The organism is Bacillus sp. BPN334 (genome assembly GCF_008368885.1).
Taxonomy (GTDB): Bacteria; Bacillota; Bacilli; order Bacillales; family Bacillaceae_G; genus Bacillus_A; species Bacillus_A wiedmannii.
This window is the reverse complement of sequence record NZ_QOZW01000013.1, coordinates 146326-159155: the sequence shown is the minus strand read 5'-3', so window position 1 is coordinate 159155 and position 12830 is coordinate 146326. Positions and strand designations below refer to the sequence as shown.

The window sequence follows — 12830 nt, the reverse complement described above, 5'->3', positions numbered from 1 at the left end:
GGGGGGTGAAGAGAGATGCAAAAATTTATTATAGGTGCCGCCTCATTATTATTATTTGTTGGCTGTTTATTCTTAATGACAGATATGATTATTGGAGATACAACACACACAGATAATAAGTCTGCATTAGAACGCGCTGGAAGTACAGCAATGGATAAAGCCGTAAAAGTAGGTGTTCTACGAGCGCAAGAAGAAATTGCTATTGAACCGGAAATCGCAAAGAAAGAATTTGAAAAGTCTTATAAACAAAATGCAACATTTAAGGATCCTGCATCAAAACGAGAGTTTTCTGTACATGCTGTACAAGAGCAACCTGCAATGATTGCGGTTGAAGGAGAAGCTGAGACTGCTAGTTATACTAAGCAATTTGATGAAAAGAAAGGCAGCATTAAAAGTAACGCAAAACACATATTTATTTATGAAGCAGATTCTGACAACAAGAAAGCTGGAGGAAACGTGAAATAAATAAGAAAAAGTAGGTGTGTAAGAAATGCAAAATACAGTAACAACAGCGCTTTTTCTAACGCTTTCTTTATTATTGATAACTCTTATACCAGAGGGTGTACTGTATGGAATGCAGTTAATAAAGGCACATGATTTTACTTCTAGTACAGTAGAGTTAGCAGAACAAACAGGTGGTTTCAGTACACAGATGACGACTTAAAATTGTTATGTTATGCGGCAAAGGAAGAAATCCCATCGTGTAGAACATATGGGAATAAATACGAGATCGATATTAAATCTTTAAAAGGAGCAGGAAAGACACTCTTATAAGAGTGTCTTTCTCAATAGTTTTTTAGCAGAAGCAACTGCATCCGATAATGATTAATAAAATAAACAATACAACTAATAAAGCAAATCCTCCAGCGAAACCGCAGCCTTCGCCACAACTACCACCATATCCCATAATAATAGTCCCTCCTTTAAATCAGAAGGTAAAACTAGGGTTCATTTCATGGTTCTTAATGAATTCAATTTACTTTATGATTTTATGAATAGATTGAGCAGGTCCTTTTGAAAATAAAAAAAAGACGCTATAAAGCGCCTCCCATTTTGGGAAATAAAAAGTAAGGTTTCTAAGATAACTGAAAAAATAGAACAGGTGCTTAGATTTTATCACGATTTTTTTCTAAATGAACATGCATTATTACATATCATCATACATCCCTCTATTTTCCATTTGACAAAGTATATTACCAATATTGACAAGATTCGAATAAATATTTCTTTATATTCAAAATATTTATAAAAATAACAAAAGTGATACATTTAAGATGCAAGTTATAAAAAATATTAAGGGGGATTTATTATGTTCAAGAAATTAGTAGTTGGAGCATTAGCAACTGGTATTGCATTAACAGGAGGAATTGGGGCTGCGTCAGCGAGTACAGAAGGTGTAGAGAACACAAATAAAATGTCACCATCAATCGCAGCATTAGAAAACACAACATATTATTATAATTCTGAATATGATTTCTGGTTCACACATGATAGGGACAGAGACGTATATAAAACTTATAAATTCCTTAGTCGAGATGGCTATTTTGCCAACTCTTTTGAGGATACAAATCGAAGAATTAAGTGGTATTTTAAAGGTGTAGTTGGAGATGCACCAGGTGGCGGTAAATATGGACATTATGAAGGCAGACAATATTAATAATTTTAATAAAAAACCCTAATATCAGGGCTTTTTATTTATGGAAATCTATAAAAAAAGACACCCTAAGGTGCCTTCCTCCGACTTGAACCACGTTCATTTAGTATAAACTTATCCGTATTATCCCTTTGTTATACCTATAAACACATCCTATAAAACAGAATCGTCTATATACACCAGATTGTTAGTTTACAAAATACAAGAGATTTGAGATCAGTATTAGAGTGACGCCACATCTTCTATAATAATTGTTATGTTACGCCTATAAAAAGAATCTGTTTTATAGAATGTATTCACATTTTTATTTTACTATATATAATATTTATTTAGTGTAATTTTTACGAATATGTATAATTGCATAAGGTTTATAAAAAAGAGAGTATAATTGGGTATTGTGTAATAAAGATAAGACTCATCTACGAAAATAGGTGGGTTTTAGGTTGGATATTACTTTCTCATTGCACAAAAGGAATTTTGCATTTAAATAATAGTATATTTTTAAATTTCTTATATTTAGAAATACGATTAACAAGAGAATGATAGCAGTGAAGACACCTAAAAATAAGGAAGTAGATTCTACTCTACAGGTTGACTACGAATTTATAGATTCATGGTAACCCAAGTGGCTGTAAACAATATCATTAATAGTATTACAATGATATACAATTCGGGTTAAGGTATCTTAATATCGATCATTACGCCCATTGCTCTTCCCATTACTCCTGCTACAATCCCATTTAATATGGGGATGATATCTTAAAATGTAAATATAATAATACCACTAAACAAATACCGATCAGGAGTCCTAAAACAGAGGCTGTACTTAAATAGTTGTTACATTATTTGTAAGGTAAATTTTTTGTTCATTTAAAAATCCAAACAAACTTATTAATGCATTACGGAGGTTAACAGGTAAAAACATCAATCATACAGATTTCTGGACTTAAAAAGGGCTACTAAACTATGTAGTCCTTTTTAACAATTTAGTTTCTAAAAATCTATATTTTTTGTAATTCAGTTGCAAACTACAAAACTTCTTTTAAAAGAAATGTACGTACATACACATTAAATTTTATTCTATAACGCTCTATCTTTTTTCACGATAGTTTAATATCGTGAAAAATAAAATATTTGGTACGACACCACTTTGTTTTTTATATAGATTTGTAATTAAACTATATATTGAAATTAGTAATAATAAAATGTATTATTGAAAAACACAATTTATAATTCAAGTAATCAAGACTATGTACCCATAATAATTTGAGCATTCAGAAATTATAATATTGTCTAAAAATGAGGTGAGATTCATAGAAACAGTACATATTAAATGATATGGATTGTATAGTATAAATGATTTTTATAATAGAAAAGAAGCTTCTAAGAAGGGGATATTTACAATCTCTAGAGTAGATGCTAAGAATATAACATTGCTCTATATAGGAAAAACCAAAAGAAGCTTTATACAAAAGATAAGGGAACTTAATAAGGAGTGGCTTTATGATGATAGCGAATTAAAGATTACATTAGGAATAATAGAGTTTCCTAGTGGTGAAAGTTACTCTGAAAAGAAGGCAAAAGAGATAAAATCCCTTTTGATTTTACGACATACCCCAGTAGAAAACGAAACATCTTTATTATACCATAGAGGGAGATTTAATTTAAAAATTATAAATAAGGGAAGAAGAGGTTTAATTGTTAAAAAGCTTTCTACAGAGGATCTAATATGGACGTAATTGGAATCACCTTTGAATAAAATTAAAGGTTTCTTAAGTGCCGAGGCTTATCAATTTTTAATGTATTAAACTATTTTGAATAACATATGTCAGATGCTTGAAAAAAACAAATTTTATTATGATATGAAATCCTGTATGGAAAGTGTAGTTCATTTCTATTATTTAATAAAAATATTAAGAATTATAGGGATAATACATAAAGAATAGAGGAAAAAATAAACACGGAGGTTTAAAGAATGGGACAAGCAAGCAGGTTTCAAGAAAAACAACAGAATCGTCGTCAAAAGGCGATTTTTAATATTGCATTTACTTTGATATTAGTGACAGTTTGTATAGTGACATACCAGTTGTTTACCCTATCAGATGCATCAAAGAAAGCAATTGCTCAAGAAAAGAAAGCAACAAAGATAGAAGAGAAGAAGAATGAAGAGAAAGAAGCAACAAAGATAGAAGAGTAGAAAAGTGAAGAGAAAGAAGCAACAAAGATAGAAGAGAAGAAAAGTGAAGAGAAAGAAGCAGCACAGTTAGAAGGGAAACTAAAGGCAGAAAAATCGGTAAAAACGAAAATGAAAATAAAGAGGGAGAAAAAACGGTATCTCAAGAAAAGGGTTCTCAAACTAATTCTTCTTGGAAGCCAATTGGTACAGAACAAGGAGCAAAACCTGAAATGAAATTTAAAGAAGGAACAGTAGATTGGAGTGAGATGAAAAAAGCAATTTCTTATGCTATCGATGTTCCAGAGAGCCAATTGATTTTCGATTTTATTGGGAATAATGGTAATAATAAAGCCTACGGTAATGTACGAGATAAGCAAAGTAATAAAAAATATAAGGTTAATATTGATTGGGTAGAGAATCAGGGGTGGAAACCAGATTCTGTTCAGGTGGTAAAATAAATAATAGAAATGGAATTATGTGTTTAAAAGTTTACTTTTGTAAAAACTCAAAAAAGAGTCCGTATCAATCAGGACTCTTTTTGTTATGTTGACAACATTAATTACTTGGACTCATTTGTTAGATCCTGATGCGGACAAACTTGGAAGTCTATAAAAAAATAATCTATGCGCCTACTTTATGTAGGTAAATAGATTATTTTTTGTTATACATTTATAAAATTTCTGTTATTTTTTTCGTCGAGATACGTGTGAAAATAGGTTATATCAACACATTTTTTACTAAACTTTGTTTTTCGTTGATTTTTGTAACATAAACGTTCGTTTTTGTGACGTTTTATATTTGAAAAAAGGACCCCTTACGGAAAGATAAGAGGCCATCAAAAAATGTTGTATTTGAAACACGTGATGTTTCACAAAATATTATAACATAATTCGAATATTAAGTATAACTAATATATAGTTTTTGAAAAGAATAAAAATGTATAAAACTATTATTGAAATGGAACAGAACTAGGATAAGGGGGGGTGTTATATATATCACACGACATAAAAAAAGAATAAAACGTATTGAAGATAACACATGAATGTAAAAACATTATTTTAATTGTTGCAGCCCCTTAGAGGGCGCTCTAAGGGGCTAAGATTCGAGAATTTTTAAACTCTTGTTAATTACATGATAACTCCCTAAGGAGCATATAAGGAATTTTAACACTTAACTAATAATTTAACAACTATATATGCGAATTAGTGAATTGATAATCTATTTTTATAAAAAAAAGGGCTCTTACTACTACGTAAGAGCCCTATGAACAAAGAAAAAGTCGTAAATGACATTATATAAGAATCACAATAATATTTTAAAATCTTGATATACGGTTGTTTGTATATTATTGGCGTAGTAGGCCTAATAAAATGTCATTTGATTTGAAAGGGGAATGGGAAAATGATTGAAAAGGTTGAGATCGAAGGGCAGTTATCAATATTTGATATAGATGAAACAAAAATCAGGCTGTATGAAGTCTTAAAAGCAAATGCTCGCCATTGCATGATTAGGAATTATTACCTACAAAACGTTTACATGTGTGAAGTTAAGTAGTTCTTTATTAGAATTATAGATGACATAATTATTGATATGTATTTGAGTCAGTTCCCTGAAGTATTTGCTGTGTACGAGGGATTCCCTGAAGCGCAGATCAAGAAGATATACAGAGGGAGATTGCAATAATGCTATTTTATAAAAAAAGAGAAGCCCTTAATCAGGTCACTCCTCTTAATGCCAATATACAATAACTATTCCATTATAATGTATGGGCGTAAAATATTTAATAATTATCTTTATGGTAAAAATTTCATGTTTTCTTAGTACCTTTAAATCACGAAAAAAGGTTCTGCTGTTTCCAACAGAACCTTTCCTAAAACGGCAAAGAGTAACTCTCACCTTACCCTTTATTTATATACTATAAGATTGTTAACGAGAATCCAAGATTCTTTATATCGAGAAATAAAGAAGTATCATTATAAAAAATTTATCTTTTTTCATAAATAAAAGAGCAGCTAGCAAAAACTAACTGCTCAATACAAGGAGATACAGAGAAAACTAAATGGATTTTGGCATACAAGCCTATCAACATTATGGACATAATATTGATTTTTATTCGAAGGAATTCATGTTTTACAAATCAGATTATGATAGTCGAAATTCTCCATATTGACCAGAAAAGGACCAAGAATTCTAGTGAAATTCCAAGTGTTCTTTCCCTAGTTTTTTGAAATTCTTTTACTAAATAGCCAACAGCACTAATTGCTAGAAGAATGAAAAGAATAAGTTCTAGTGTAACTGGCATTTGATCTAATCCTAATTCGTTAATTAATTTAGCATATAACGATTATAAGATGCTTTTGTGGTTAATGGTGAAAAATATAAAAAAACTATCTATATATGTAAATAGGCCCCGTTGTCTACAAAAGGACCTTTCCTAAAATGGCAAAGAGTAACTCTTGCCTTACTCTTTGTTCATACACTACAAGATTGTTAATAAAAATCCAAAGAGCTTTATATTGAGAAATAAAGAAGAATCATTATAAAGGATTTTATCTTTTTACATAAATAAAAGAGCAGCTAAAAAACTAACTGCTCGACTGGTTCTCCAAGGGGGAAAGGAGAAAGGTTAGGGATTTTATTAAATGAGTTATGGTCATTACCTATCTATATTATTGACAAAATATCGAAATTTATTCCAGTGAACCTTAAAAGAGCACCTTTAAAAAGTGCTCTTTAAGGGAAAAGTGAGATGTTAAAAAATAAATTAGGGTTTTTTGCTTCGAGATAATATATGACCATTTCATTATAATGTGACGATGAATCAAAAAAGAACAGCTAGCAAATGCTAACTGCTCAGTTCTCCAAGGGGGAACAAGGAGAAAATCTAATGTCATATATAGTATTGACGTAATATTAAGTTTTATTCAAGGGGGTGTACTAATTATGTAGATTACACGAGAAGTCCTATTAACATCCAGGCTGCCCCGATCAGAATCAAAGTTTTGAATGTAATCCAAAACTTTCTTTTTTCTGGTTTTTGAAATTCTTTGATTACAGAAAATATGGCACTTATTCCTACAAGAGTGAAAAGAGCAATTCGGATTGTTTCAATCATTTGCATAACCACCTAATATTTGGATAATTAAATATACATTAATTACCGTTTTATAGAAGCTTAATGAAATAATCCTTTTAAGTGAATACAAGTCTATTATTCTTTGTCATTTGTTTCTGGGAATGGAATGGGGTGGTTGTTCATGATTGAATGGTTACGAGTTTCTGGATAATATACAAATATTAAAATAGGCCTCAATTCATCAATTTGGACGATGTGATTTACACTTTTAATGAAGTACTCACATTTTCTTTGAGCAAGGGGTGTCGCTCTTTGTTTGAGCTAATATAAACAGAGCTCCCTCAGTTCTCCATGTGTATTGCTTCAAATAAGGCATCGGAAGAAAGATATACGTCTTGGATATAAATTAAACATTATGCAAACGTGATTGGTCAGCACAAGATCGGTCGGCTGAAGTATTGACCGACTCTACAGAGTTTAAACGAGAAGATTCTTAGTCTTTTCCTAAGTACCGAACGTAAAGTGCGTAGCTAATATGAGCTGAAAAATTACATGATGCGGTGGTTTGGAGAAGGTTGCGAGTGACCTTGGAAGAAGACCTTTTTCCGTTTATTTTTATTTTTCTCTCTCTATTAGATAGGAAAATTATGAGTAAGTTAATAAAACATATTTTTTGAATTATTTAATACAAATATATATAATTATATCGATGTTAATATATTAACTAGTTAAAAATGGGGAAAGAAAAATGAAAATTAAATTTAATGTGGTTAAAGATGAAAATTTTGATTTTATTTTATTAGAAGCAAAATTACTGAAAACTTTTAAAGAAGTCGATAATGTAGCAATAGTTGAAAAGGTTGAAGACAAAATTTTTGAAAAAGACGATGTGAAAACCCATTTAGAGGAGATTACTATTAATGTTACAGGAAAGAATATCGGATATAGATCAGTTTCAGCTAGTATATTTATTGTTCTAGAAAGCCTATCAATGAAGTTATTCAATATTAATATTAGTATACATTAAGCATCCAATACGGATGCCTTTTTCTTTGTTATGTGGAAATCACACATTAAATATTAGGGGGGCATAGAAATGATATAACACCAAACAATCAACTCTTCTAGTGTATTGTAGCGTTTTAGTGTGACCACTGCATTCATGAAAGGGTACCTATATAAGGTGCCTTTTTGATGAACCATTTTAATATAGAAATCATATAGTATAGTGTAGGACAAGCCATTCGCTTATATCCTATTCAATGCTCATTGGGGAATTTCCCTTAACATATTCTAGCATCTACTGACGTGGATGCTCTTTTTTGTTGAATAAGATGGGCACATTTTTTGAATTGCTATTACGCCGTAAAGAATAACGCTAGAGCGATGAATCCATATAAAAACAAAATGAATCCTAAGATGAGTAGTATTGCACGAAAGTTGAGCATTTTAGACCTCCTAAGGGTATATAAGGAAATTTAATATATTGTTGTTCTATTTAGAAGGATAACCACAAATTGGTAAAGGTTAAACGAAAATGTGAATAAAACGGATATTTGGATTAAAGGATATCTATATAAATAGGTAGAATCTAATTAGTTGGTTCACATTTTAATCCAAGGGGTACAAATTCGATGCGGCGTGAAAAGGACTTGTTGAAATAATCGAAGGCGGATCTGCAAGCTATTCAAGAAGAGAAAAAGCTGAAGAAGAAGGCTAAGAAAAAGAATAAGGAATACAGCATTCCTGGTAAGATAGCTGACTTCATGGATGGCAAGAATACTTATCGTAAAAAGAATGGTGTATGGAAGCAAAGAAATCAATAATGTGAGGATAAATAAGTTTGATTAAATCAATAGCGATTATCGTAGGCGCTGCCGTGATTTGGGCGGTGTCTTTTTTGTTGTTAAGGAAAGATAAGGGGGAAATAAAAAAAGAGAGCTAGTGCCCTCTTTTTCTTTTGATAAGGTAATTAATCGCAGATTGGTATTCCAAGCACTCTTAGAGCTAATGCTACTTGAAGAGAAATCTCCAATCTAGCAATTTCAATACCAGCTACTGAAAGAACTAAAAAAGGTTGTCCATTTACAAACACAACGCAACTATCCATGGTTACGCCTCCTTTCTAGCAATCTAATATAGTATATGAATGAAACGATAATATGTAATAGTTGAATTAATGGATTTGATAGAATTGATAGATTAACCCATTAATGAATTGATTAAATTAATAGATCAATTGGAGTATTCTCATGAAGGCGCTTTGAAAATGAAGAAGGCAAGAGAAAAAAATTTAAAGTAGCGAATCCGCTGCTTTTTTATTTTATAAAATAAATTATTTTGAGTAGAAAAGAAAATAGGTGTTTGCCGTAACCACTTAATTATAATCGAGAATATGAGTATAGAAATAGGTCGGATTTTTGTAATGAAGGAGGGGATTATTGTGGACATAACTCAAAGTGTGGCAAGAATAGCAGTTAATGGGAAAGACCTTCCGTTTACTTCAGTTCAAACCTCTGCATGGAATCATGGACCTGTAAATGATTTAATTGTTTCAACGAATCAGAGGGTGAATGAGTTTTATCAATTCATGTGGTCACAGGTACCAGTTACGCTCCAAATGTATTTTCTTCAGGGAATGGACTTAATGAGATTCGCTAGGATTGCTGGAATTAATGAAAGTATAACGGGAGAATATATATATCATTTTATTTGGTGATAAGAAAAACTTTAAGTAGCGTAATCGCTGCTTTTTTATTTTGCATAGAAAAAAGGAAACCTTAAAACTCATTCATTCTCTCCTTTCTAGACAATACAAAAAGCCCTTCAAGGACACTGGATAGTAAGAACTAATGCATTTAGCATTACATTCTTCTTTCAAGTAACCCGAAGGGCTTATGTGTATTGAGATTGATTTAAAAAATAAAAAAGGTGTATATAACAAATAATATCTCAAATTTCTGAAAATGTAAATTAATTATAAAGAATTCGTTTTAGAGTTTGATAAATATAATTTATAAGAAGTAAATATGAAAAAGTTAAAGAATTATCTTAGTTATTAAATAGATTCTGCCTATACTTTAAGTAGAGGCCAATTTATTATATTTTAAATAGTTAATATGTTCATATATAGAATTTTGAAGGGGGTATATTGTAAATGATTCCAACGTCAACATACGTGGCTAAATGGGTATTAGATGACTTAACACTTGCATCAAGACCAAATCAGGGGATCAAACTAAGTACATTTAAAAAATTAGAGAAACTTTATGTAGAATACAGAGAAATGATTGAGGGGGATACTAGCTTTGAAATCACACATTATTTGCTAGAGTTTATCAATCCGCATAATCTCTTTGTAGTAAGAGAGGGTTACTATATATTTGATAATAAAACGATGAAATTTATTAAAGTATCGGATGACATCCATTTTTCAAATCAAAGCTTAGCGTACTGTAATAATGGAGTTGCAGTGGATTTAATAAACGGAAAAATGCATTTTTTAGAAGGCCATTATTATAAAGTTAAGACCTCATATGTTGATTTATTAAAAGGAGAAACTATACCTGTAATGGTATTAAGTCATCTAGATAATAATGTTGGAGTATCAGTTCCTTTGACAATGTTTAATGAGGAGAGAACTTTTAAAATTTCAGAGAGTTATATAGTAGATCTTACCGCCAAAAATTGTAACAATGAGAGTGAATTTAGTGAAAAAGGAAACGTAGTACGATTTCTAAAACCATCTATTGTGTAGTTAAGTATATATGTTAATTAAATTCATAATGAATTTAAGAAGGTGATAAATTTGTCTTTTGAAATGTATACAGCCTTTCGAGGTAAAGTAATTATTAAGGATGAATATAAGAATTGGTGGAATTAATAAATACAGGAAGCTGGGAAGAAGAGAATGACTATTATACAAATTTGAAAGGTAATGAATGGTCATTTATAGCTAATCTAAAGAATTGCAGCCCTTCCTGAACGAGAAAGCCCCTCGCCTTTAGGCATGGGATGAAAGTGAGGTTGGATAAGGAGTGCTACTAAAAACCGCAAAGTTGGTGGCACTCTAAGTATCCAAAATGTTGGTTCAAGAAATATGCGGAGAATTGGATATTTCTATAGTTGCGATGGAATTCGACAAAGACCATGTTCAATTGTTCTTAAATACACCAACACTTAGTCCTGCTGATACAATGGCAAAAATTAAAGGAGTGACATCAAAACGTTTGAGAGAAGAGTTTCCACATCTTCAACACTTGCTGATCCTATGGATGCGTTCTTATTTTGTTTCTACTGCTGGAAATGTATAAAATAAGACAATAAAACATTATGTTGAAAATCAAAAACGAGGGGGTGAAAATTGTGCCACAAACCATCACGGTTAAAGTTAAATTGCTTCCAACAAAAGAACAAATCATGCTATTGGAACAAAGTAGCCACGAATATATAAAAGTCATTAATGCCCTTGTATCTGAAATGGTTGAAGCAAAGAAAAGCACTAAGAAAAGTACAAAGGATATTGAGGCCAATATCCCAAGTGCGGTGAAAAATCAAGCAATTAAAGATGCGAAAAGTGTGTTTTCTACAAAGGTGAAAAAGAGTAAATACAAAATCGTTCCGATTCTAAAAAGACCTGTTTGTGTATGGAATAACCAAAACTATTCATTTGACTTCACGCACATTTCAATTCCGTTTATGGTAAACGGAAAGTCAACTCGTTTAAAGGTTCGCGCTTTATTAATTGACAAATATAATCGCAATTTCGAATTGTTGAAACACAAGTTAGGTACACTTCGTATCACGAAGAAATCTGCTAAATGGATTGCTCAAATATCTGTCACGATTCCTACAAACGAAAAAACGGGAACAAAGATTTTAGGAGTGGACTTAGGTCTCAAAGTTCCTGCGGTAGCCATCACAGATGATGAGAAAGTTCATTTCTTCGGAAACGGTAGGCAAAACAAATTTATGAAACGTAAGTTTCGCAGTGCTCGCAAGAAGTTAGGAGAAGCAAAGAAACTGGATGCCCTTCGTCAACTTGATAATAAAGAACAAAGATGGATGCAAGACCAAGACCACAAAGTAAGTCGTGTAATCGTTGATTTTGCAACGGATAATAATATTTCTGTCATTCGATTAGAGCAACTAACGAACATTAGACAGACGGCACGAACTAGCCGTAAAAACGGAAAAAATATACACACTTGGTCATTCCATCGTTTAGCACAATTCATCGAGTACAAAGCGACATTAGTTGGCATAAAGGTCGAATATGTGAACCCTTCTTATACAAGTCAAAAATGTCCGAAATGTTCTGAAAAGAACAAGGCGCAAGATAGAAAATACAAGTGCCAATGTGGATTTGAGAAACATCGTGATATCGTTGGGGCGATGAATATTCGCTACGCAACTGTGGTTGGCGGTAATAGTCAATCAGCCTAAGAACCTATATGGTCTGTCTTAGGAGGGGTGATGGCACACCCTCATCTTGAAGGCTGTTCAAAACAGAAATGGACTGCGAATGCTTAGTCATTCAAGAATCCCATCCGTTACACCGTAAGGTTTAGGACTTGCGGCTTTAGCCGTGGGAGTGTCAAAGAGATACAGAATATAATGTGAACCCTATTTTATTATGTATGAATTTGATATTAAAAGAAGTAGCAGAACATATTAAAAAGCTGGAAGCTTGATATGGTGAAGCTGATGAACCAAAAGAATATGTTTTTATAAATAATGGATTTATAAAGAAGTTGTAGCAGTAATGAATTATTGCTGCTTTTTTATTTCTAAATACACTAAATTTATTGTTGTTGGTTTTATGTATATTCATTTATAGTAAAATACGGAAAATTTTACATCGAAATAATAAAGATTTTTATTATACAAGCGCTGGGAGCAGCTCTTTTTATTTTGCTTAGGAG

At 31.6% G+C, this 12830-nt stretch carries 10 protein-coding genes and 4 pseudogenes; 11 read left to right on the top strand and 3 right to left on the bottom strand.

All coding sequences use genetic code 11. From position 1 onward, the window contains the following. Positions 1–15: 15 nt before the first annotated feature. A complete protein-coding gene (locus DN393_RS21190) occupies positions 16–465 on the top strand; it encodes a hypothetical protein (RefSeq protein ID WP_149173849.1) in 450 nt (149 codons plus the stop codon). 25 nt (positions 466–490) lie between these two features. Next, positions 491–643 (top strand): annotated as a pseudogene (locus DN393_RS21185) (DUF4320 family protein); the annotation flags it as partial. Positions 644–796: 153 nt separating this feature from the next. Here the strand turns inward: DN393_RS21185 and DN393_RS21180 are convergent. Beyond that, on the bottom strand, positions 797–907 hold the full coding sequence (locus tag DN393_RS21180; RefSeq protein ID WP_000540371.1) for a YjcZ family sporulation protein: 111 nt from the start codon (positions 905–907) through the stop codon (positions 797–799). 402 nt (positions 908–1309) lie between these two features. Between DN393_RS21180 and DN393_RS21175 the strand changes: the two genes are divergently transcribed. The 4 genes and pseudogenes from DN393_RS21175 (at position 1310) to DN393_RS32480 (ending at position 5513) form a co-directional block, all read left to right on the top strand. Then, complete coding sequence (locus DN393_RS21175) at positions 1310–1657, top strand: LCI fold-containing protein (protein WP_149173848.1); 348 nt, start codon at positions 1310–1312, stop codon at positions 1655–1657. A 1340-nt stretch (positions 1658–2997) separates the two neighbouring features. Next, complete coding sequence (locus tag DN393_RS21160; RefSeq protein WP_149173847.1) at positions 2998–3393, top strand: sodium:proton symporter; 396 nt, start codon at positions 2998–3000, stop codon at positions 3391–3393. 236 nt (positions 3394–3629) lie between these two features. Further along, positions 3630–4288, top strand: a pseudogene (locus tag DN393_RS21155) (YrrS family protein). 943 nt (positions 4289–5231) lie between these two features. After that, positions 5232–5513: pseudogene (locus DN393_RS32480) on the top strand (hypothetical protein). Positions 5514–6780: 1267 nt separating this feature from the next. On the opposite strand, the gene DN393_RS31645 reads toward DN393_RS32480, so the two are convergent. Further along, positions 6781–6945 (bottom strand): hypothetical protein, encoded by a 165-nt coding sequence (locus DN393_RS31645; protein WP_081339411.1) that lies wholly within the window; start codon positions 6943–6945, stop codon positions 6781–6783. A gap of 709 nt (positions 6946–7654) precedes the next feature. Here DN393_RS31645 and DN393_RS21140 point away from each other — a divergent pair. Beyond that, positions 7655–7933 carry a hypothetical protein gene (locus DN393_RS21140; RefSeq protein ID WP_016135680.1) on the top strand — a complete coding sequence of 93 codons (279 nt, stop codon included), beginning with the start codon at positions 7655–7657 and terminating at the stop codon, positions 7931–7933. A 945-nt stretch (positions 7934–8878) separates the two neighbouring features. On the opposite strand, the gene DN393_RS21130 is transcribed toward DN393_RS21140, so the two are convergent. After that, entirely contained in the window at positions 8879–9016 is a 138-nt protein-coding gene (locus DN393_RS21130) for a DUF3956 domain-containing protein (protein WP_000376554.1), read from the bottom strand. A gap of 285 nt (positions 9017–9301) precedes the next feature. Here DN393_RS21130 and DN393_RS21125 point away from each other — a divergent pair, with 285 nt between their 5' ends. The 4 genes and pseudogenes from DN393_RS21125 to DN393_RS21110 all read left to right on the top strand — a co-directional run bounded on the left by DN393_RS21125 (position 9302) and on the right by DN393_RS21110 (position 12351). Further along, a complete protein-coding gene (locus DN393_RS21125) occupies positions 9302–9625 on the top strand; it encodes a hypothetical protein (RefSeq protein WP_149173846.1) in 324 nt (107 codons plus the stop codon). 438 nt (positions 9626–10063) lie between these two features. Further along, the gene (locus tag DN393_RS21120) at positions 10064–10663 is read left to right on the top strand and encodes a hypothetical protein (protein ID WP_061689702.1); all 600 of its coding nucleotides are present in this window, start codon (positions 10064–10066) and stop codon (positions 10661–10663) included. 322 nt (positions 10664–10985) lie between these two features. Then, positions 10986–11219: pseudogene (gene tnpA / locus DN393_RS21115) on the top strand (IS200/IS605 family transposase); the annotation flags it as partial. Between the two features lie 52 nt (positions 11220–11271). Continuing rightward, positions 11272–12351: an RNA-guided endonuclease InsQ/TnpB family protein gene (locus tag DN393_RS21110; protein WP_149173845.1), complete on the top strand. Its 1080-nt coding sequence runs from the start codon at positions 11272–11274 to the stop codon at positions 12349–12351. Positions 12352–12830: the final 479 nt, after the last annotated feature.